The 21,043-nt window shown below is 40.4% G+C and carries 20 protein-coding genes; 9 read left to right on the top strand and 11 right to left on the bottom strand.

Annotation, left to right across the window (positions count from 1 at the left end; genetic code table 11):
• The 3 genes from ileS to murJ all read right to left on the bottom strand — a co-directional run bounded on the left by ileS (position 1) and on the right by murJ (position 5,408).
• Positions 1-2,829, bottom strand: a complete 2,829-nt coding sequence (gene ileS / locus SJY38_RS03490) for an isoleucine--tRNA ligase (protein ID WP_377109289.1) — start codon at positions 2,827-2,829, stop codon at positions 1-3.
• A gap of 29 nt (positions 2,830-2,858) precedes the next feature.
• Positions 2,859-3,785 carry a bifunctional riboflavin kinase/FAD synthetase gene (gene ribF, locus SJY38_RS03485; protein WP_004588357.1) on the bottom strand — a complete coding sequence of 309 codons (927 nt, stop codon included), beginning with the start codon at positions 3,783-3,785 and terminating at the stop codon, positions 2,859-2,861.
• A gap of 84 nt (positions 3,786-3,869) precedes the next feature.
• Positions 3,870-5,408, bottom strand: a complete 1,539-nt coding sequence (murJ, locus tag SJY38_RS03480) for a murein biosynthesis integral membrane protein MurJ (RefSeq protein ID WP_055253146.1) — start codon at positions 5,406-5,408, stop codon at positions 3,870-3,872.
• 294 nt (positions 5,409-5,702) lie between these two features.
• Here murJ and rpsT point away from each other — a divergent pair, with 294 nt between their 5' ends.
• A complete protein-coding gene (gene rpsT / locus SJY38_RS03475) occupies positions 5,703-5,963 on the top strand; it encodes a 30S ribosomal protein S20 (protein WP_004588355.1) in 261 nt (86 codons plus the stop codon).
• A gap of 111 nt (positions 5,964-6,074) precedes the next feature.
• Here the strand turns inward: rpsT and SJY38_RS03470 are convergent, their stop codons facing one another.
• The gene (locus tag SJY38_RS03470) at positions 6,075-6,458 is read right to left on the bottom strand and encodes a response regulator (RefSeq protein ID WP_004588354.1); all 384 of its coding nucleotides are present in this window, start codon (positions 6,456-6,458) and stop codon (positions 6,075-6,077) included.
• 102 nt (positions 6,459-6,560) lie between these two features.
• Here SJY38_RS03470 and SJY38_RS03465 point away from each other — a divergent pair, with 102 nt between their 5' ends.
• The 3 genes from SJY38_RS03465 (at position 6,561) to smrA (ending at position 8,060) form a co-directional block, all read left to right on the top strand.
• Complete coding sequence (locus SJY38_RS03465; RefSeq protein WP_054983026.1) at positions 6,561-6,998, top strand: hypothetical protein; 438 nt, start codon at positions 6,561-6,563, stop codon at positions 6,996-6,998.
• 106 nt (positions 6,999-7,104) lie between these two features.
• Complete coding sequence (locus SJY38_RS03460; RefSeq protein WP_083901815.1) at positions 7,105-7,350, top strand: hypothetical protein; 246 nt, start codon at positions 7,105-7,107, stop codon at positions 7,348-7,350.
• A gap of 128 nt (positions 7,351-7,478) precedes the next feature.
• Entirely contained in the window at positions 7,479-8,060 is a 582-nt protein-coding gene (gene smrA / locus SJY38_RS03455; protein ID WP_024032280.1) for a DNA endonuclease SmrA, read from the top strand.
• A gap of 148 nt (positions 8,061-8,208) precedes the next feature.
• On the opposite strand, the gene SJY38_RS03450 is transcribed toward smrA, so the two are convergent.
• Positions 8,209-8,349 (bottom strand): hypothetical protein, encoded by a 141-nt coding sequence (locus SJY38_RS03450; protein WP_024032281.1) that lies wholly within the window; start codon positions 8,347-8,349, stop codon positions 8,209-8,211.
• Between the two features lie 96 nt (positions 8,350-8,445).
• On the bottom strand, positions 8,446-9,366 hold the full coding sequence (locus tag SJY38_RS03445) for a 2-hydroxyacid dehydrogenase (RefSeq protein WP_377109288.1): 921 nt from the start codon (positions 9,364-9,366) through the stop codon (positions 8,446-8,448).
• A 162-nt stretch (positions 9,367-9,528) separates the two neighbouring features.
• Here SJY38_RS03445 and SJY38_RS03440 point away from each other — a divergent pair, with 162 nt between their 5' ends.
• Entirely contained in the window at positions 9,529-11,235 is a 1,707-nt protein-coding gene (locus tag SJY38_RS03440) for a lysophospholipid acyltransferase family protein (RefSeq protein ID WP_029774118.1), read from the top strand.
• A 316-nt stretch (positions 11,236-11,551) separates the two neighbouring features.
• Here SJY38_RS03440 and dapE read toward each other — a convergent pair whose 3' ends face one another.
• Positions 11,552-12,736, bottom strand: coding sequence for a succinyl-diaminopimelate desuccinylase (dapE, locus tag SJY38_RS03435; protein WP_286742844.1), 1,185 nt, complete (start codon positions 12,734-12,736; stop codon positions 11,552-11,554).
• Positions 12,737-12,997: 261 nt separating this feature from the next.
• Between dapE and SJY38_RS03430 the strand changes: the two genes are divergently transcribed.
• Positions 12,998-13,651: an OmpW family protein gene (locus SJY38_RS03430; RefSeq protein WP_004588347.1), complete on the top strand. Its 654-nt coding sequence runs from the start codon at positions 12,998-13,000 to the stop codon at positions 13,649-13,651.
• A 60-nt stretch (positions 13,652-13,711) separates the two neighbouring features.
• Here SJY38_RS03430 and SJY38_RS03425 read toward each other — a convergent pair whose 3' ends face one another.
• The gene (locus SJY38_RS03425) at positions 13,712-14,248 is read right to left on the bottom strand and encodes a thioesterase family protein (protein WP_004588346.1); all 537 of its coding nucleotides are present in this window, start codon (positions 14,246-14,248) and stop codon (positions 13,712-13,714) included.
• A gap of 103 nt (positions 14,249-14,351) precedes the next feature.
• Between SJY38_RS03425 and SJY38_RS03420 the strand changes: the two genes are divergently transcribed.
• Positions 14,352-14,846 carry a hypothetical protein gene (locus SJY38_RS03420; RefSeq protein WP_024032286.1) on the top strand — a complete coding sequence of 165 codons (495 nt, stop codon included), beginning with the start codon at positions 14,352-14,354 and terminating at the stop codon, positions 14,844-14,846.
• A gap of 18 nt (positions 14,847-14,864) precedes the next feature.
• Here SJY38_RS03420 and tyrR read toward each other — a convergent pair whose 3' ends face one another.
• From tyrR to bcsE, 3 genes are all read right to left on the bottom strand, one after another.
• The gene (gene tyrR / locus SJY38_RS03415) at positions 14,865-16,421 is read right to left on the bottom strand and encodes a transcriptional regulator TyrR (RefSeq protein ID WP_004588344.1); all 1,557 of its coding nucleotides are present in this window, start codon (positions 16,419-16,421) and stop codon (positions 14,865-14,867) included.
• A 209-nt stretch (positions 16,422-16,630) separates the two neighbouring features.
• Positions 16,631-18,211: a cellulose biosynthesis protein BcsG gene (gene bcsG / locus SJY38_RS03410; RefSeq protein ID WP_377109287.1), complete on the bottom strand. Its 1,581-nt coding sequence runs from the start codon at positions 18,209-18,211 to the stop codon at positions 16,631-16,633.
• Between the two features lie 169 nt (positions 18,212-18,380).
• Positions 18,381-20,003 carry a cellulose biosynthesis protein BcsE gene (gene bcsE, locus SJY38_RS03405; RefSeq protein WP_288421655.1) on the bottom strand — a complete coding sequence of 541 codons (1,623 nt, stop codon included), beginning with the start codon at positions 20,001-20,003 and terminating at the stop codon, positions 18,381-18,383.
• A 114-nt stretch (positions 20,004-20,117) separates the two neighbouring features.
• Between bcsE and bcsR the strand changes: the two genes are divergently transcribed.
• Both bcsR and bcsQ read left to right on the top strand, forming a co-directional pair.
• A complete protein-coding gene (bcsR, locus tag SJY38_RS03400; protein ID WP_004588341.1) occupies positions 20,118-20,297 on the top strand; it encodes a BcsR/BcsP family cellulose biosynthesis protein in 180 nt (59 codons plus the stop codon).
• A gap of 31 nt (positions 20,298-20,328) precedes the next feature.
• Entirely contained in the window at positions 20,329-21,042 is a 714-nt protein-coding gene (bcsQ, locus tag SJY38_RS03395; RefSeq protein WP_286744123.1) for a cellulose biosynthesis protein BcsQ, read from the top strand.
• The last annotated feature ends 1 nt before the right edge of the window (position 21,043 follow it).

The following is a 21,043-nucleotide window of genomic DNA, read 5'->3' as shown; positions in this document are numbered from 1 at the left end:
CTAAGCGAATTGACGCTTTTCACCTTCGCCGTCAACATTGCTTACACAACGACCACAAATTTCAGGGTGTGCAGGCTCTGAGCCTACATCATCGCTGTAATGCCAACAACGCTCACATTTAGTTGCATCTGTGGCTGCTACGCTAATGTACAAACCTTCAATTTCGGTTGTTTGTGTATCACTTGGCTGGCTATCTACTGCAGATACAGTGACCGCAGACGTTAGTAATACAAAACGTAGTTCATCACCTAATGCTGCTAACTTATCAGCCAGTGCTTTTTCGGCGTATAAGTTAACGCTTGCTTGTAATGTTGCACCAATCACTTCTTCTTTTCGGGCTGCTTCTAGTACGCGGTTTACTTCGTCACGTACATTTAGAATCGCTTGCCAGTCATCGTTGCTAAATTGGCTGTTTGTCGGTGCATGTAAACCGTCGTACCATACCGATGTAAATACGTAATCGCTACGCTCGCCCGGTAGTGCTTCCCAAATTTCTTGAGCTGTAAAACTCATAATTGGCGCCATCCAACGAGTCATTGCTTCAGCAATATGATAAAGCGCAGTTTGACAAGAACGACGTGCATGACTGTCGCTTTTTGCTGTGTACTGGCGATCTTTAATTACATCTAAGTAGAACGAACCAAGCTCACCTGTACAGAAGTTCATTAGCTTTTGCGTTACTAATAGCATTTGGTAGCTATCGTAAGCTGCTAAAATTTCTTCTTGTAATTGGGCTGCACGGCCAACAATCCACTTATCAAGCTCAACCATATCATCAACAGCAACTTGGTCTGTTTTTGGATCAAAACCACTTAAGTTAGCTAACAAGTAACGGCTAGTGTTACGAATACGGCGGTAACGATCTGCAGAGCGTTTAAATATTTCATCCGATACCGTCATTTCGGCGGTGTAATCGGTAGAAGCTACCCATAAACGTAAAATGTCAGCGCCAAGTTTATTCATCACGTTTTGTGGTGAAATAACGTTGCCTAACGATTTTGACATTTTGCGGCCGTTTTCATCTACGGTAAAGCCGTGCGTTAGTACTTGCTTGTAAGGTGCGTGACCGTTAATAGCAACTGAGGTCATCATTGATGACATAAACCAACCTCGGTGCTGATCAGAACCTTCTAGATATAAATCTGCTGGGCCAACTAACTCTTCACGTGCATCAACAACACACGCATGTGTTACGCCCGAATCAAACCATACATCTAACGTATCTTGTACTTTCATGTATTGCTTGGCATCTTCTTCGCCTAACAAGGTGGCAGGCTCTAGGTCATACCATGCTTGAATGCCTGATTTTTCTACCAGCTCTGCAGCTTGCTCAATAAGCGCTTGCGTATTTGGGTGTAAAGCACCAGTGTCTTTATCAACAAATAAAGCAATTGGCACACCCCAAGTACGTTGGCGTGAAATACACCAATCTGGGCGACCTTCAACCATGTTCGCAATGCGGCTTTCGCCCCACTCTGGCAACCATTGGGTGTTTTTAATTTCGCTTAACGAGTCTTGACGTAAGTTAGCCTGATCCATGCTTACAAACCACTGCGGTGTAGCACGGAAAATAATAGGCGTTTTGTGGCGCCAACAATGCGGGTAGCTATGCGTAAGCGCATGATGATGCATTAAAGCACCGCGCTCTGTTAGTACGTCAATTACACTGGCATTTGCTTTAAATACATGCTGACCAGCAAATAATTCTGTATCAGGCAGGTAAACGCCATTCGCGCCCACAGGGTTTGCTACTTCAAGATTGTAATTTAAGCCTGCCGCGAAATCTTCTTGACCATGGCCTGGCGCGGTATGTACCACACCCGTACCTGAGTCAGTAGTTACGTGGTCTGCTACAATTACCGGTACATCAAAATCGTAAAATGGGTGAGCAACGTGTAAGTGTTCAAGTGCTGCACCTTTAACATAACCTAGTACGTGGAAATGATTAAAGCCATAACGATCCATTGCATCTTTAACAAGCTCTGAGCCTAAAATTAAACGTTGCTGTGAGCCTTCATCATCTACTTGTACTAAGGCGTACTCTAAATCTGCATGCACTGCTACCGCACGGTTAGCGGGTAAGGTCCACGGTGTTGTAGTCCAAATAACAGTACCTACACTGCCTTGGCCTTTATGGCCATCGGCTAAATCAAAGGCATTAACAACCGCGTCTTGATCTGCAAATGTAAAACGTACGTCAATCGCTGGAGATTGCTTATCTTGGTACTCTACTTCTGCCTCTGCTAATGCAGAGCCACAGTCTGTACACCAATGCACAGGCTTTGCACCTTTATGAAGGTGGCCATTTTTAATAATACGACCAAGCACGCGAATAGCGTTTGCTTCAAAGTCATAGTTCATTGTTAAGTAAGGTTTGTCCCAATCGCCAAACACACCTAAACGTTTAAAGTCTACTTTTTGACCTTCAACTTGCTTTTTAGCGTAAGCACGGCATTTTTCACGAAACTCGCTCGCGGTTACTTTAACGCCTGGCTTGCCTACTTTTTTCTCAACCATTAACTCAATTGGCAAACCATGACAGTCCCAACCAGGCACATAAGGTGCATCAAAGTCAGATAAAGTTTTAGACTTAACAATTATGTCTTTTAAAATTTTATTTACTGAGTGGCCTAAATGGATATCGCCGTTTGCATACGGAGGGCCGTCATGCAAAATAAAGGTCTTTTTACCTTTTTTAGCGCTGCGAATTTGACCGTACAGGTCGTCTTCATACCATGCTTTAAGCATTTTTGGTTCACGTTGTGCCAAATTGCCACGCATTGGAAACTGTGTTTCCGGTAAATTCAAAGTATGTTTGTAGTCGCTCATTAATCCTACTTTCCGTATCTATCGGCTACCTAATTTAAACCAAAACACTGTTTTGCGGCGGCAACATCGGTTGCAATTTGTGCCGTTAACTGTGTTAATGTCTCGAATTTTTTCTCATCGCGAAGTTTTTTTATTAACTCCACGTGCATAAACTGTCCATATATATCTTGTGCAAAGTCAAAAAGATGAACTTCTAACAAAGCACGAGTTCCATTAAAAGTGGGCTTGTTACCAATATTGGCTACCCCATAAACGTGTTTCCCGGCAATGTTTGCTTTTACGGCAAACACCCCATTTACAGGGCAAACTTGGCGTTTAAGCGCTATATTTGCAGTTCGAAAACCAAGCTCTCGCCCTCTTTTCCAACCATGTATTACACGCCCTGAAATAGCATAATTATGCCCTAGCATTAACTTAGCATTTTCTAAGTCGCCTGCGGCTAATGCTTCACGTATTAGTGTGCTGCTTACTCTAGCATTTAATTGGCGAAAACTCGCGGTGCTTTTTACATCCATGCCCGCTTGTTTGCCCATACTGAGCAGTAAATTAAAATTCCCTTGGCGCTGTTTACCAAATTTAAAATCATCACCTACTGTGAGTGCTTTAACGCCTAGCTTTTTAATTAAAATATCACTAACAAATTGCTCAGCGTGCATATTGGCAAATTGTTGGTTAAAGCTAATACAAATAACCCGCTCAATACCTAAGTTACTTAGTAATCTGAGTTTGTCGCGTAACCGAGTAAGTCGAGCTGGCGCATTGTTTTTAGCAAAAAACTCTTGCGGCTGCGGCTCAAATAACATCACAGTACTGGGTAAGTTATGTGCTTTGGCATCCGCTAACAGCCCTTTTAACACTTCGCCATGGCCTAAATGCACACCGTCAAAATTACCAATAGTCAACACACAACCATAATGCTGCGCTCGAATATTGTGTATACCTCTAATTAACTCCATGCCACCTAATGCCTTTTTCAGCGAGTATTATTAACGACTTTAAAATCGTTCAAAACCACAGGGCTGCCGATTATAATCTTTTTTTTAGTTTGATTCAGTAGTTGCTACACTTTTTATCGTATTTAGTCTTACACCAAGTAAAAACAGCACCGCAAAGTAACTTATTGCAGCAATTACTAGCAATACAATTAACAACATTACTTGCTCAGAAAAATGCCATGTAGCCCAATAATAACGGCTGCTGACGTACCACGTTAAAGCGCCCATTACCAAGCTTGCCACAATGCACTTTACGCTAAAGCGCAGGCTCATTGCAGAAAACTGATACACGTTTTCTTTTTTAAGTTGCCTGTAAAGTAAAAAAGCATTGCAGCTGGCCGACATAGACGTTGCTAAAGCAAGCCCTAAATATCCTATAAACGGGGCTAACATAATATTAAATACCATATTAAGCACCAGCGTAATAATACCAATACGCACAGGTGTTTTGGTATCTTGACGCGAGTAAAAACCCGGCGCTAATACTTTAATAAGCATAAAGCTAACTAACCCTACCGAGTAGGCAACCACCCCTAAGCTTACCGCTTTAACATGATCAACATCAGCGTCTTTAAATGCACCGTGATCAAATAGCACAGTAATGATAAGCGGGCTTATAATCATTAAACCAACCATGGCGGGTATGCCTAAAAAAATCACAAAACGCACACCCCAATCTAACGTATGCTGAAAATCACTGAGCTTTTTACTGCTATGCAATTTAGAAAGTGCGGGTAAAATAACAGTGGCAATACCAATACCAAATAAACCAAGTGGAAACTCAATTAACCTATCTGAGTAATAAAGCCATGCGATAGAGCCCGTCATTAATAGCGAGGCAATCATGGTGTCGAGCAGGAGGTTAATTTGGCTTATTGAAACACCAAATAATGCCGGTAGCATAAGCTTACGCACTTTTTTAACGTTCTCGTCTTGCCACGCCCAGCGAGGACGAGCCAGCATTTTTGCTCGGTATAAAAATGGTAACTGAAACAACAATTGCACCACCCCGCCCACAAATACACCAATAGCTAACGCATACGCCCCCACGCTAAATTTGTCGTGCAATAAAATGGCGCAGGTAATAATTGAAACATTAAGTAATACGGGCGTAAAAGCAGCCACTGCAAAACGGTTATACACATTCATTACTGCACCGCTAAGTGCTACCAAACTAACAAATAACAAATACGGAAAAGTTAACTTTAATAAGGAGCTTGCCAGCACAAACTTTTCTGCATTAGGGCCACCTTGCCACCAATCTATAAACCAGCCAGTACCAAATAACGCGGCAATAACAGGCGAGGCAATAACGCCAAAAATAGTCACGCAAAGCAAAATAGTGCCCAGCGTACCGGCAGCCTGTGCTACAAATAACTTAACTTTATCATCGCCATGGTGTTCTTTAATTTCACTAAGTACAGGCACAAATGCCTGGGCAAAGGCCCCCTCTGCAAATAGACGGCGTAAAAAATTGGGAATACGGTTAGCAAACAAAAAAACATCAGCAGCTGCACTAGCACCTAATAAGTTTGCAACGACAGCGTCTCGTACTAACCCTAAAATACGCGATATCATTGTCATACAACTTACAATCATACCGGAGCGAAATAATCCTTTTGACACCTTAAACCTACTTAAAAACCTTTAGTTAGCGCAATTATGCCACAGTCTTTTTTATAAATCGCTTTAAAGCACTAGGCTGGGCGTCTGTGCTTTGTTACAATAGCGATATTAACTGCTAAAGCGGCAAATTGATGTTCGTTATAAGGAGCAGTTTTTCTTGAGTTGTTAAATTTAAATTGACATTCATGATAAAAACAGGCATATTCCACGGCCTTTAATTTAAGCTTTATTTAAGATTGTTAGGAGCAAACCTTGGCTAACATCAAGTCTGCAAAAAAACGCGCTATCACTAGCGAAAAAAACCGTCAGCACAACGCAAGCCGTCGTTCAATGATGCGTACTTACTTCAAAAAAGTAACCGCTGCTATTGAAGCTGGCGATAAAGAAGCTGCACAGCAAGCTTTCTCTGTTGCTACACCTATCCTAGACCGTTACGCAACTAAGGGTCTAATTCATAAAAACAAAGCAGCTCGTCATAAGAGCCGTTTAGCAGCTAAAATTAAAGCGCTATAATTTGTTTTATGATTAAAAAACCGGCCTAGGCCGGTTTTTTTATATCTAAAATTTGGTATTTAGCAATCCGCTAAACTTTAAGCTAATTTAACGCATTACTATTAAAGCTGGTTAAACGTTTTCCAAATCGGGATAAAACTTTTTCAACATGGCCGCAATTTTTTTAGGCGTAAATGGCTTAACCACAAATCCTTTAGCACCTTTATCAATGGCTTCTTTAACATTTTCTACTGCTGAATGGGCCGACACCATCACCACATTAGTTTCAGGGTTAATATCATTAATTTGCGCGATTAACTCTTTACCATCGCCGTCAGGCAGTTCAATATCTAAAAAAATCATATTGTAATTAGCTGCTTGGCACTCGCTAATGCATTGTTTAGCCGTTGAAGCCTCTTTAACGTTTTCTATTCCTAAGTGCATGAGCGTTTGGCTCAAAAAACTACGCACTGTGCTAACATCATCTACTATTAAAATTGATAGCTGCGTATCCATGTATCTTCCTCGTAGGCTAAAAGCATTGTATAAGTTATTATATAACTAGATATTTAATCATTTTATTATAGAGACCTACGCTCAAAAGGCCAGATTTGCTTTATGTCAAACAACACAAAAAAACAATCATTGCTTGGTAAAACACCACAAAAAAGAAAAACCCCTGTAAAAAAGCCCCGCAATAGGCCGCAAACAGCACCGCAATCTTCAGCTAACCCAACATCTACCCCAGCAGAGCAGCCTGTAAAGTCTAAAAAAGGGTTACTTATTACGCTGGCTGTCATTTTTTCCGTAGCCATTATTTTTCCAAAACCAACTTTGCTCACCTATAAAAAATTAGGGTTAGTGAGCGAAAGTATTTATTGGCCTGGGGTCTTTGGGTATGGCCGTACATTACTTGATTCAAACTTACACCCGCAGCTAGACGAGAAGCGCAATGCCCTTTATTTATGCGCAGATATGAAGGCGCCGCAAAGCTGTCAAAAGTACCAACTAATAAAAAATAATGGCTTTTTTGCAGCACTAGCTAGCTATATTTAGCATTAAAAAAACTAATCTGAAAATTTAAAATTACTTGGTTGAAAGGTGTGCAAAAGATCAACATAATGGCGCTCCTTTTTTCAACAACTGAACTATTGAAACGACCATGCTAAACGAGCTAGATTGGCTTTTAAACACTGTATTACTTGCACTAGGTTTAGGTGCATTCTTTATTAACCACATAACAATACTGCGTGTTGCAGCGATTAGTGCATGTGGTCTGTTATTTTTGTCTTTTAGCTTGGATTTAATGTCGTCGAGTGTTATTTCGAATATGAGTTTAGTGTTGATCAATACATTTTACTTGTTCAAAGTATATACGTTTGGACAATTTAATGTAACGCAGAGTTAACATTTCCCCTTAGAATATTTTATAGCCCAGCCTTGCTGGGCTTTTTTATTTGAAAAATTAAAAGGCTTGGGGAACAGATTGAACTAAGATAAAATTTATCTCGTATTAATCCTCATTTAGGTCTTACTATGTCTTTATCTGATTTCGATTTATTTTTATCTTCTATGGAAGATGTAAAACCTATAAACCACGATACTGTAACTCCCCTTGCAAGTAATCCCAGTGCCACCCTTGCCCAACAAGAAAAACGCAAAGCTGCCGAGCTTAGCCTTGCGAATGACGAAAATTACTTACAATCTGAGCATGTAGAGCTTTTAGACCCACATGCATTACTCAGTTTTAAAAAAGATGGCGTACAAAGCGCAGTATTTAAAAACTTACGCTTAGCTAAATACCAAGTTGATGCCACATTAGATTTGCATGGCCAATTACTTAAAAACGCACGCACAACATTATTTAACTTTATTACTGATTGCCACCAGCGAAACATTCGCGTTGTACTAGTTCGCCATGGCATTGGTATAAAAAATAAAGCTAAGCCCGGTATACTAAAGAGCTATGTTAATAAGTGGCTACAGGCTCTACCCGCGGTATTAGCGTATCATACCGCTTTAAAGCACCATGGTGGCAGTGGCGCAACGTATGTGTTGCTTAAAAAAAGTGATGAGAAAAAGCATGAAAACCGAGAGATCCATGCTAAACGGTACTAATTAACTTATTTTACTAAATACCAGTAACGAAGCGCACTTTAGTAATTAAATGACCTAATGAAAGGTGGGTACTCTTTAATGATCTGGCTTTATTAGGCCAAAAACAAATTAACAGAGCCCACTTTTTATAATTTGCCTGCAAGTGCACCTATTCACTTTGTGAAGTTTGTGAACTTTTGCTTTGTGGCACTTGATCGGCACTTGCTTGGTTAAACCAAGCAGACACGCCTAGCACTATAATAGAAACCACTACTAAACTTAGTTTTACTCCGCCTTGACTTGATTTCATACGTTACTCTTATTATTTTTATTTTAGTGACTAAACTTCACAATAATTAAAATTACAAATGTTAACAAGCTGTTTGTTAAACTGTTTTGCTATCTATTAATAACCTTTTGTTCTATTAACCCGATTATTTAATGTAAGGCCGCTTTTTAGGCGATTAATATTTTCTGCAATTTGCGCTGTTACGCTATTTAAATCAGATAACGCGGCGCAGTGTGGTGTAATCGTTATTTTAGCGTTATGCCAAAATGGGTGGTCGTGCGGTAGCGGCTCTTGGGTAAATACATCGAGCGTGGCAGCCCTTAACATTTCACTGTTAAGTGCGTCTATTAAATCTTGCTCTACTAGGTGCTCTCCTCTGGCAACGTTAATTACACAGGCATGGGCCGGTAACTTAGCTAATAAATCGGCATTAATAATACCCTTAGTATCTTTTGTTAGCGGCAGTAGGCATACCAAGTAGTCAATTGTGGGCAGCATTTCATTAAGGCCTTGCTGCTGAGAATATAGATGCACCTGCTCATCACTTTTTTCAGTTTTTGACCAAGCGCTTACCGTAAAGCCATTCAGGGTTAGTTTTTTGGCGCACGCTTTACCTAGCTCACCAAAGCCTAAAATACCCACGTGATTATATTTATATGCGCGCTTAGGTTTATAATTGCATTGTGATTGCTTAACAAAATACTCTTTTAAACGCAGCTTGTGCGCAAGTACATGGCCTAGCACGTACTCAGCCATATCTTGAGCAAGCTCAGTATCAACAATGCGAACCACGTCTACCTCTTTAGGCAATAAAGACATATTAATACTATCCACACCCGCCCCAAACGATGACACCGCTTTTAAATTTGGTAATTGCTGCCACAAATCATCTGGTGCATTCCAGGCTAATACAAACTCTACATTGTTGAGCTTTTTACACTCTGGCCATTGCATTATCTCTTCATTGGGTAATAGCTCTTTTAGCTTTGCAATTAGCTTTGTATTATCTCGCCCGGTAATGGCTACTAATACCGACATAGAAGCTCCTAATTTTATTGAATAAATTTTATCTACACTAATAAACAACTGAGCAGCTCGTTATTTGCTCTTTAAAAAGTCACACAACTGCAAAGTAAATGTCACACCCTTTTTTTACTCTAAACAGGATGGCGAATAGGCCAAATTGTAAATGAGGTTAATATGATAAGCGTTGATAAAGTAATAGCTGCAAACTTACCACAATTAGAGAACTCCCCTAAAGTAAAAGGTTTAGTTAAAAAGGGGCTTGGCTACTTATTACATGAACAAGAATTTGTCGCCTTTGGCGATGCTTACCCCCATTTACAAGGACTAGAGTTTGTTGAACAAGTGCTTGATGAGCTTGACTTTGATACCCGCTACAAACCAAAGCAAATTGAAAACATACCCAGCGAAGGTAAGTTAGTTATTGTGGCTAACCACCCCATTGGCTCGCTCGACGCACTTGCGCTGATAAAAGTACTTTCCAGCGTTAGGCAAGATTTAAAAGTGGTTGCCAATCGCATGCTAATGTCGGTCACCCCTATGCATTCATTGCTGTTGCCAGTAGATAATTTATCGGGAACCAGTAAAAAACAAGAATTAAGTAATATACAAAAACACTTAAAAGATGAAGGTGCGTTACTTATTTTTCCTGCGGGAGAGGTCTCGCGTTTAAGCCCTACCGGTATTAAAGATTGCAAGTGGAACAGTGGCTTTTTACGCATGGCTAAAAAAGCAAACAGCCCTATTTTACCTATTTATATAAAAGCCAAAAACAGCCCGCTTTTTTATGGCACCTCAATGATTTACAAACCACTTGCGAGCTTATTATTAGTAAAAGAAATGTTTAAGCAGCGACAAAAGTCATTAGAGTTTGAAATTGGCGCTTCCATTCCGCCTGAGTCATATTTAATCGAAAACTTAAAAGATAAAGAAATCGTTAATCTCATTCGCAAGCAACTTTATCGCCTTACCACTAAAAAGCCCCTTCCCCTTAAAACCCAAACCCCTATTGCAATACCTGAGTGCCGCAAAGAGCTTAAAAAAGCCATAGAGAGTTGTCAGTTATTAGGCAAAACACAAGATGGCATGCATATTCATTTATATCAGTACACTGGCAGCTCACCAGTGTTTAGAGAGCTTGGACGACTGAGAGAAATTGCCTTTAGAGCGGTGGGTGAAGGCAGCGGAAAACGCCGCGACATCGACAAATATGATATGGATTATCAACACTTAGTGCTATGGGATCCTACGCAGCTAGAATTAGTGGGTGCATATCGCCTTGCTTGTGCAAAGGAAATAATAGAGAAACATGGCCGAGAAGGCTTATACACCGATAGTTTGTTTAGTTACACACAAGCAATGAAACCGTATTTAGAGCAAGGTATAGAACTTGGCCGCAGCTTTGTGCAACCTAAATATTGGGGGCGTAAAAGCTTAGACTACTTATGGTACGGTATTGGCGCATTTATTAAAAACTACCCGCAATATCGTTACTTATTTGGCGCGGTGAGCGTTTCTAACGCCTTACCTGAACAAGCAAAAGCCATGCTTGTGCATTACTATCAACATTATTATAAATCAGAACAACACCTCGCCACCCCCAATAACGAGTTTAAATTAAGCGAGCAACAACTCACTCAGTGTAAAACTGTTTTTAGTGGCAACGATGTAAAAGAAGACTTTGTAGAATTAAAACATGTACTGGCCAATATGGGGGCACAAGTTCCTACGCTATTTAAGCAATATACTGAGCTGTGCAAGCCTGGCGGCGTAAAGTTTTTAAGCTTTAGTATCGACCCCGACTTTAACAACTGTATTGATGGGTTAGTGCTAGTAGATTTACAAAACGTAAAAGAAAATAAAGCCAAGCGCTATTTAGGTTAGGGCGTGTTGAACTTTACGGATTGAAATTTGTTCAATCTAGGGGCGATTTAATCGCGGCGCGAGGTTTGTAACCTAGTGGGCTAAGTAAAAACCGAGCAACAAAGAGTTTATCGCCCCTAGGCAGAACCCGAAGGGCAGCGCATGTTTGGCATTTATGCTGCGTTATCGCCTATTTATGGGGAATAACCACACTTCATAGGCTCTGCCTTGCCTAAAAACCAAACATACTGCTGCAAACTCAATCATTAAAGATCAACACGCCCTACTCAAACAAACAGCGAGGTGATTCTCGCTGTTTATTTTTATCGGGCGATTACTATTTATGGCTAAAAATTCGCGCTAATAAATCTGTGTAAATGGCCTCAATTTTAAGTAAATCATCAACCGGAACATGCTCGTTTACCTGATGAATGGTACTATTTTTAACGCCGCACTCAATAACTTGGGTATGCTGGTTTGCAAAAAATCGGCCATCAGAAGTACCGCCACTGGTACTTAACATGGGGTAACTCCCTGTTTGCGCATAAATGGTGTGCTCCAAGTGCTGCAATAAACTCCACCCGTTTGTTGGTGGCGTATAATAGGGCTCACACGCTCGCTCCCATTCAACCTCCAGGTGCTGGGCGTATTCACTCAGCGCCGCTGATATACAGTGCTTTATTGCATTGCTTGTATAACCATGGCTATATCGCACATTAAAGGTAATTTCGCACTCGCTAGGCACTAAATTATCAACAACATTATTTATATTAATGCCGGTCACTTGCAAGGTGGTTTTAGAGCTTGGCTCATCGTCAGGCCATGTTAAATTACTTAAACAATTTACAATATTACCCGCAATATGCGCAGCATTTATAGTGTTCTGTGGGTAGGCAACATGTCCGGCCTTGCCGTGTACTTTTATACGAGAAGAAATAGCGCCTCGGCGACCATTTTTAATTGTATCGCCTACGTGTGTAGAGCTTGTCGGCTCACCAACAATACAGCCATCAAGTTGTATATTATTTTTTGCTAAATGCGCGGCTATTACCTCTGAGCCAAATTCGGCCTCTCCTTCCTCATCGGAGGTAATAAGCCAGTAAAAACGCCCTTTTTTACTTTTAGTCTCTTTTAATAGTGCCTTAGTAGCACCAAGCATAGCCGCCACACCGCCTTTCATATCGGCAGCGCCGCGACCATACACGGCATTATTAATAATATTGCCGGCAAAAGGCGGGCTTAGCCAGTTGCCCGACTCGGCGGGCACAACATCAATATGCCCAGAAAACGCAACACATGGTCCTTCTTGTTCAAAACTAACGTAGGCAATTAAATTGGTAACGCCTTCACAAATAAACTGCTCACAGTTAAAACCAAGCGCAGTTAGCTCATTGCTAAGCCAATCTATGGCACCGCCTTGATTAGGCGTTACAGACTCAAACCTAATAAGCGTTTGCGTATTTTTTACCACCGCGCTTAAAGGCTTACTTACACTGTTTTGCGATACTTTTGCAACAGACATAACAACACACTCAATAACCATAAGAGAGATTATTAAAGCGCGAGAATATGACCAAATAATGGCAAAGTTAATACAGTGCGATGACCGTTAAATATATAACTGCGTCAATTAATTAAAATACTTTTTGCACTGACTTTAATCTAAATCAAGAAAAGGGTTCACATACTTCAAACATTTTTGAAACTTTGATCTAGAACAGGTTTTCAACGCTCGGAGATTGTAATAATAGCGTCAATCAAAAAGTAGTTATTGGAGCACAACATGAAAACCCAAATCAGCATTGCATTACTTACCTCTTTACTTGCTATTACCCCTGCGGCACACGCTAACCTTAGCGTTAATGTTGGCGCTATTAATGTAAATCCAGATAACAGCAGCTCGGCAATTAACGAAGCGCCAACCCTGGGTCTAAAAGGCGACTCTGACACGCAGCTAGGTATTACAATCGATTATGCATTTAACGATAAGTGGGTGGTAGAGCTTATTGCCGCTACGCCGTTTTCGCACGATGTAAATGGCGCGGGTGGGTTAGCTGGCAATAAAATTGCCGACATCAAACAGCTTCCGCCATCATTGGTTGCGCAATACCACTTTTTAGATACAAGTTACGCGCTACGCCCGTTTATTGGTGTAGGGTTAAATTACACCACCTTTTTTGACGAGCAGCCTTCTCAAGCGCTAAAAGCAACCCTAGGCACTGATGATGTTGAAGTAAAACTCGATGATTCGTTTGGCTTTATTGCACAAGTAGGCGCTAACTATAAAATCGATCAACATTGGGGGCTACATGCCATGGTATCAATGATTGATATAGATACCGATGCCACTGTGTATGCAAATGGTGCAAAAGCCCTTACATCAACCGTTGAGCTTGACCCTGTCGTTGCCATGTTTGGTGTAAGGTACAGCTTTTAATTAAGTTTGCAGCGCCTATGTTCTATGTGTTTAAGGCCGAAAGGCCTTATTTTATGAAAATTATTTAGGAAGGTTATTCACCTTTTTTTGCTCAAGCATTTCTTTCCAGTGCATAATTTCGCTTGGCAAAATAGGCGCTACACCATCAAACTCGGCTACTTCAAGCATTTCTTCAATACTGACAATGCCTTTTTTGTTTTTAAACACACCGCGCACATACGCTATAGCGTGCAGGCCACGCGCAGAATGAAACTTTTGTTCAATGTAAAAATATTTATGATCCCACCCCACCAGCTTGGTACTAATGGTATAACGCTGCATAGGTTTAATATCGCGAATATAAGTAATGGCTGTAGCATTAACAATAGGAAACCAACGGCGCTTCATTACTTGTTTTAATAGACCAATTCGCTCAATCATCCAAGTGCGCGACAAGTCCATCATAGCCAAATAACGCGAGTTTGTTAGATGCAGGTTGATATCGCAGTCTGTTGGCAGTGCTTTGTAATCAATATCAACAGTATCAAGTAACTGTTGGTAGTCGCGGTTGCGCTTAATTTTAAAAAATAATAAAAGAAGTCTAATATATAAGTTCACGAGAAGGTCTTACCAGTATAAAGTTAACTCAGTGTAACATAGCCACTTGTTAAGGCGAATGTTCTGTTTTAATCTCAAATTATAAATATAAAAAAGTCATAGTATGAAATATAAATTAGCGACACTTTTCACAACCAGTTTATTATGCATTAGCACCAGCGCACTGGCCGATTTTACAATTAAAGGCCCAGGTACGGTAACTTACCCAACAGGTATAGAAAAAACCTTTAATTTTGGCTTTGCATGGCAGCAGCAGCTTGGTAAATTTTCGATAGGTAGCAAAAGCTACGATATGTCGCAATTACCTAACTCATACTCGGTAGCAATCACTTTAGCTAAAGACGATAGCCAAGTGTGGGTACAAGAGTTTAATAATGGCTTTATTGAAGCGTTTGATTGGCAAATAGGTAAACATACTGTCAGTTTGAAAAAGCAGCAATTTAAAGACCCCGTAAAAGGCAATTACGTGATTGAGCTGAATGGCCGCAGTTACTTTTTTACTCGTAATAACGCAAGCATAGTGATTAATTTTGATGAAAATGGCATAGAAACTATCGCCATTGATGGGGTTACTAAAAACATGGGCACTAAGAGCTAGTGCCCAGTAAAGCGGCTATTAAACTTTAACAGTTTTGCGATTAATACCGTAATCTCGTAGTTTATTTGCCACTGCAGTGTGGCTAAGCCCTAAACGCTTAGCTAATTGTCTTGAGCTTGGGTAAGCCGGATACAATTTGCGTAGCAAGGTTGCTTCAAAACGTTTTACAGCTTGATCTAACGACCCTTCAAAATCTGACTCTAAGTAGCCTAAATCGTGGGTAAAGGTGGGCAATTGCAAATGCTCTACACGTAGCTCGCTATCATCAAGTAACGACACCGCCCGATAAATTGCATTTTCTAGCTGGCGCACATTACCTGGCCACGGGTACTCTTGTAAAAAGCGTAAGCACTCTTGTGATAAAAGCGGAATTGCGTGGCCGTTTTGCTGTGCGTACTTTTGAATAAAGTGCTCGGCTAATGGGCCCACATCAGCTTTACGGTCTCTCAGTGGTGCAATCTCTAATGTGAGTACATTAATTCGATAGTATAAGTCTTCTCTAAATACGCCCTCTTGCACCATCGCGGGTAAATCTTTTTGTGTGGCTGCAATTATACGCACGTTTACTTTTACTTCGTTTTCGTCGCCCACTTTTCTAAATGTGCCGTCTTGCAAAAAGCGCAGCAGCTTTGTTTGTAGCTGTGTAGACATTTCGCCAACTTCATCTAAAAACACAGTACCGCCATCTGCTTGCTCTAGGACCCCGCGTTTAGGTGCGGTGTTTTCTTCATATCCGGCGTAACCAAATAATTCAGATTCAGCCACATCATCGGGCAAAGATGCGCACGAAAGTGCAATAAACGGCTTAACCGAACGATTAGAGGCATAGTGGCACGCACGAGCAAGGAGCTCTTTACCTGTGCCAGTTTCTCCGGTTATTAAAATGGGGGCTTCTAGCTGCGACATTTTTCGTGCTTCGCGCACTACACGGCGCATAGCAGTACTAAAGTTGTGAATAGTTGCAAAGCTTTCTTGCCCGTAACGTCTAAAGGCACTGACCTGCTGACCAAGGCGGCTTTGCGATTTTATATTTATAACCGCACCAGCTAACACGTCACCTTCACCACCTTGCGGGACGGCAATCGGTAAAATATCGGCAATAAAGTCTTCACCGGCAACATCTACCCGGGTTGTTTGTCCAAGTACTTCTTTGCCTTCTAACCAACGCGTAAAGTTAAACCCTTTTAGTAGGTTATTAATATTGGCCCCTACCACTTCTTTTTCGCTCAACTGTAGGTCTTTACAGGCAGCGTCGTTACACAAACGTACCCACCCTTTTGCGTCAATCGAGATAACGCCATCGGGAAGTGCACGCAGCAGTGTATTTAATTCGTTATGCTCTCGCTCAGAGGGTAAAAAGGCGGTTGTGCGAACATCATGTACGCCATCAATCAAACGAATAGAAGGCATAATTTTTTGAAATTGCTCAAATTCAATTTCAGGAAAGCTTACATACATACGGCAATTTACCGAATCAACCTCAATCCCTTTTAAGTCAACATCGTAGTTTACTAAAATATTTAGGATCTCTTGGGCAATACCTACACGGTCGGCACAATGAATATCTAGACGCATACATCCTCGAATAAGGAAAAACTATATTAGCCGAATAATACGCTAACTCCGTTATTCAATACAGTAAATTGTAAACAAATTTGGACAAGCCATCGTCTTTATCACTGTAAACTCACGCCTATAAACATCAAACTGTAATAACGTGCAGCTTAAAACTAAAAAACGCAGCGTGTAAGCTGCGTTTTAAAAGGGGTCGTGCAAATATGCTATTAATTTTGCGGGTATGGGGTCCAGTCTCCGCCATCTAATTGAATATAAGGGCGCTTATTAACATACATCATTATTGTGTCAGCGTTTTCGGCTACTTTAGGTGCAAGAGGCAGCGTATCAACTAAGTCGGCAATATTGCCATTACCTGCAAAAAAGTTTGTGCTAAGCACGCCACTAATTAGCTCCGATAAACCAAAGTAACTTGTTGATTCGCTTACAAGCGTTTGTGAATAGCTTTGTACATTTTTACCAATAAACTTAATCGCCACCGGAACAGATACAATACTTGGGCTTGGTATCTCACGAAGCCCAGCAAACTGCACTTTATCGCCTTTTAATGCTGCGCCGTGTTCAGGTACTATCATCAGCATGACATTACGACCACGTTTTTCTAGGTTTTTAATAAACCCGTTAATATCGTTAAATAAGTTTTTATGTCTAATTGGGTAACTTTCAAGGCTACTCATGCGGGCTTGATTCGCTAGTTGATTGCCATCATGCAAACTGGTGGTGTTGTAATACATAGCACATGGCGCGCAGTCTTCACCTTTATCATTTAACCATGAGTTTAGTACTGCCCCGTCTGAGTAAATAGGTTTGTTGTCAAACCCATATTGAGCTACAGGTAAGCTAGTTATATCGTAAGGCTGCTCATCTATTTTACCAAACTTTTTCACCAAACCTTTAAACTCATCAAAGTGGCCGTCGTGGTTCATAACCACATTGCTTTTGTAACCTAAGTTTTCTAAATTTTTAAACAAATGACACTGCTCTGGTGCATTTTCAAATAAGGCAGTTTGGCTTGTTTGACCACAACTTGCTCGTAGCAGGCGAATTGCAGCAGGCCCAGAGTAAGAAGTAGCCGAATTAAAATCAGAAAACACCACATCAAAATCGCTATATAAATCATCAAGGCTTACGCCAATAGCCTCTAGATCAGCCACGGCCATCGAGCAAATATTTAGTACTATGACATCAAATAACTCGCCATTATATTGCTGAGGGAACTGGCTTGCTAGCAAACTTTGTTGCTGATAAAACTCTTTTAATTGCTGATCAGGCGATTTTGCTTCTTGTGTTACCACCTGTGCTTGTGCACGAGGCGCTGCTGTTTGAACATTATTAGCCGCCACTGGCTGTGTAATTAAATTATCCTCGTTGTTTGTCCCCTGCCAGGCTACAAACATAAGCCCAACTATTGTTACGGTGGTAAAGCGTATCCACTGTGAGCAATACCAAAAGCACACAGTAATAACAAACAGTGCCAATAACATATCAACATTAATGACACGCGCCATGAGCTCTAAAAAGTAGCCAAAGCTAAAGTCTTGCACGTTACCAGCTTGGCGTGTTAAACGGTCTATAGGGGGCAACCACGAATCTTTATAAAGTAAAACAATGGCCATTACTGCGCCTAACCAATGTTTGGCTTTATTTAGTAAAGGGTGCGTGTAAGAAATAGCAAAAAAAGCAGCCAGCGCAGCATTTGCTAATAAGCCAAAGTCGATTGCACCATAATAAAAAAGTGCAAACTTAACTAAAAAATAGAGGTTCCACACCCCTAAGCCTGATAATTTCACTATTTACCCTTCTTTATTCTATTTGGTTTGTAAGGTTCGAGTACTTCATGTTTAAACGTAAGCTGAGCATAGTATTTTTTTATTTTTTTCAGTATCAACGACCCCGACATACATAAAAATACGCCAACTAGCATCGCTAAAATTGCTGTAATCAATAATTGATTGATACTCATACGTTACTCTTTATGGCCATTTTAAACGGCACAGCATCTGCGCGCTCGTTTTTAGTAAACTCTGGTGTTTCTAAATCAGCTGCAACACTTGCATCTATTTTTTGCGAAAATTTATAGCTTTCATTCTCTTTTAATTGGGCAGAGTAATCGGTTATATCTTGGCCCGCATAATAACGCCTAAGCTGTTTACATTCTTGCTGAATATAAAAATGATCGGAAATAATATTTTGCTGCGCAAAAAAATCGTTTGTTTCTAATTTAAACAAGTGCTTTATCGCATTGTTTACATCATTTTCGCGACACGCATGTAAATACAAATACACGGTGTTTTCTACCAAACTGAATACGTCACCCTCTCGCTTTATATGAAATAAATGCAAAGGGTGGATTGGGTCAATCCGAGGCAAAAGCTCTAATTTAACTAACACCCCGCTTACCCCTAAATTTACAGCTGAGTCGCTGTGAACTTCTACCTGTTTGGTAAATTCTATAAAAGGCAGGTAACCTTTAGAAAAGGTATTTTCGGTAAATTGAAGTACATGTTCAATAGAAGGCGGTAACGGTCTTGAAAATTGAAACCCTTGAATTGACTGAACTTGTGAGAGCAACCTTGAAGGCTCTGAAAAACTATACAAAATAAGATTAACACCTAAGGTCAAAAATAAGCATTCATCTTGATGGCGGATCACCCCGTCAACGTTCTGAATCACTAATTTAAGCCAGCGACCACAGTTTTTTCTCAGCTCAAAACATTGCTTGGCAAGCAGGGCTAAATCGGTATAACGCGAAACTGCAAATACCAATGTTGCCGCCTCTAATTTAGGGCCTTTTGAAAAAAGCGCATTGTTGTCTTTTATTATTTTATATTTTGCAGGAAGCTTGGTCCCTTCAGGAATAGCTCCTTGTACAATCCACACGTCGTCTTCATCTGCAAATACACCCGATGTTGAGGTTTGTTGTTCCGTAATACTATTTTGCTGCACTTTAAAGCAGCCATTTTCAATCATTAATGGATACTGTACAGAGGCGATGATACCTGTACTGTGATGCCAATAATCGTACTCTAGTACGCGCACTGTTGAATCATTTTCAACATATACCAACCCGTCGAGGTCCGAATTTAACCGCCTTAATAAAAAGCGATAGTTAGTCACCTCAGGGCCAGAAACTAAAAATAAAACGGTCGCTCCTGATTGTGTACTAAATTTTTTATAGGTCTGAACACTTTGCATCAGTTGCTTTTGATCCAATGAGGCTAAATCAGTCGTACTAAAGTGAACAATGACTAATGCATTATTTAGCTGTTTATAAGCATTTAGCTCTTTTAGCGTATTGTTAATTATTTGTTGCTTTGGCCAGTCACGTGTATCTGCCGAAAACCTAAACGGATGCACTTTGTGTTGGTCAAATGCATGATTTAATGCATCGCTAAAAGGGCCTTCAAAAAATGTTTCTATTTGAGAAGAAACAATATAAATATCAGAGGCTGAGGGTTTATTAATTGCATGTAATGCCAGTTCAGTAGCAAAATTGTCTAAAGGGGCTAAAATTGCATATAACGATGCAGGTTTTAGCTCTGCAGCAGAGGGCTGCAAGCCTGAAATGTTAAAGTTTTGCACTGAATTTAGCCTATAAAAAATACTTTTTTACTAGTTTTACCCGCTATTCTATATATAATAGACAAATATTGTCCACTTTAAATAAAAATAATAAACTTCACCATAAAGGCAACAATGCGTAATTTAACGACAAAAAGCTCTGAAACCTTAACATCAAATGACATTGAGAACCTTGCACGGCGTTTTGGCGGCAAAAGTGAAGATTACGTTGAAATTGTTAATAAACAAAAAAATAAACAAACAATAGAAAAATACGCATTACTGAACGAAATACACCGTGCAGTAAATGCGTAAGTAGTAATTGAAACGACAGGTAAACAACCCTTTGCAAAGAATTTTTCTAAAAGGTATTAAAGGCGGCACTGGCGCTACTTCTATGGTTGCCAACTTAGCCTGCGTATTAAAAAAGTCAGGCTCTGACGTTATTGCTATAGATTTAGACTCTAAAAGCGATTTGGGCCTGCACTTTGGCCTGCCTTGGCAGTACAACCACGGCTGGAGTAACGAGCAGGGCTTTGAACAAGCCCTTGAGCACTTTCATCAAGATAGTGATGGCATAGTGTTTTTACCTTTTGGCGATAAAAGTGTTAGTACCGCCGCGTTATTCGATTTCATAAACAATTGCAATAAACTGGATTATAACAATAATGCTTGGCTTCTTTTTGATTGCCCTGCACATATTGATATAACCCACTATCCGCTCGATAAAAACGACATAGTGATTGAAATAGTTAATTGTGATGCTATTTGCCACAGCTTAATTTATAAAAAACTACAAACGTTAAAACACACTGACAACCAGTGGAAACACTTCTTTTTAGTCAATCGTTATAACTCTGCATCAACACTTGAGTTTGACCTGTTTTCTTTATGGCAATCTACCTTGCCGCTTATGGCGCCCTTTTTTATAAATAGTGATGAAGTAATTAAAGAGTCTACAGCCTATAGAAATGTAGCGCTTAATTGTGCGCCTTACAGTGTTGCTAACGATGACTTTGAAACACTTGCCGGCTGGCTTGTAAGTAAATCGGCCCTGTAGT

The sequence above is a fragment of the Pseudoalteromonas sp. R86517 genome, assembly GCF_042466295.1.
GTDB classification, from domain to species: Bacteria; Pseudomonadota; Gammaproteobacteria; order Enterobacterales; family Alteromonadaceae; genus Pseudoalteromonas; species Pseudoalteromonas atlantica.
This window is presented reverse-complemented; position numbering and strand designations above follow the sequence as displayed.

What these genes read in the sequence shown, in the direction of transcription:
- ileS (WP_377109289.1), bottom strand. Translation starts at nt 2,829, where the DNA reads ATGAGCGACTACAAACATACTTTGAATTTACCGGAAACACAGTTTCCA.
- ribF (WP_004588357.1), bottom strand. Translation starts at nt 3,785, where the DNA reads ATGGAGTTAATTAGAGGTATACACAATATTCGAGCGCAGCATTATGGT.
- murJ (WP_055253146.1), bottom strand. Translation starts at nt 5,408, where the DNA reads ATGACAATGATATCGCGTATTTTAGGGTTAGTACGAGACGCTGTCGTT.
- SJY38_RS03470 (WP_004588354.1), bottom strand. Translation starts at nt 6,458, where the DNA reads ATGGATACGCAGCTATCAATTTTAATAGTAGATGATGTTAGCACAGTG.
- SJY38_RS03465 (WP_054983026.1), top strand. Translation starts at nt 6,561, where the DNA reads ATGTCAAACAACACAAAAAAACAATCATTGCTTGGTAAAACACCACAA.
- SJY38_RS03460 (WP_083901815.1), top strand. Translation starts at nt 7,105, where the DNA reads ATGCTAAACGAGCTAGATTGGCTTTTAAACACTGTATTACTTGCACTA.
- smrA (WP_024032280.1), top strand. Translation starts at nt 7,479, where the DNA reads ATGTCTTTATCTGATTTCGATTTATTTTTATCTTCTATGGAAGATGTA.
- SJY38_RS03450 (WP_024032281.1), bottom strand. Translation starts at nt 8,349, where the DNA reads ATGAAATCAAGTCAAGGCGGAGTAAAACTAAGTTTAGTAGTGGTTTCT.
- SJY38_RS03445 (WP_377109288.1), bottom strand. Translation starts at nt 9,366, where the DNA reads ATGTCGGTATTAGTAGCCATTACCGGGCGAGATAATACAAAGCTAATT.
- SJY38_RS03440 (WP_029774118.1), top strand. Translation starts at nt 9,529, where the DNA reads ATGATAAGCGTTGATAAAGTAATAGCTGCAAACTTACCACAATTAGAG.
- dapE (WP_286742844.1), bottom strand. Translation starts at nt 12,736, where the DNA reads ATGTCTGTTGCAAAAGTATCGCAAAACAGTGTAAGTAAGCCTTTAAGC.
- SJY38_RS03430 (WP_004588347.1), top strand. Translation starts at nt 12,998, where the DNA reads ATGAAAACCCAAATCAGCATTGCATTACTTACCTCTTTACTTGCTATT.
- SJY38_RS03420 (WP_024032286.1), top strand. Translation starts at nt 14,352, where the DNA reads ATGAAATATAAATTAGCGACACTTTTCACAACCAGTTTATTATGCATT.
- tyrR (WP_004588344.1), bottom strand. Translation starts at nt 16,421, where the DNA reads ATGCGTCTAGATATTCATTGTGCCGACCGTGTAGGTATTGCCCAAGAG.
- bcsR (WP_004588341.1), top strand. Translation starts at nt 20,118, where the DNA reads ATGCGTAATTTAACGACAAAAAGCTCTGAAACCTTAACATCAAATGAC.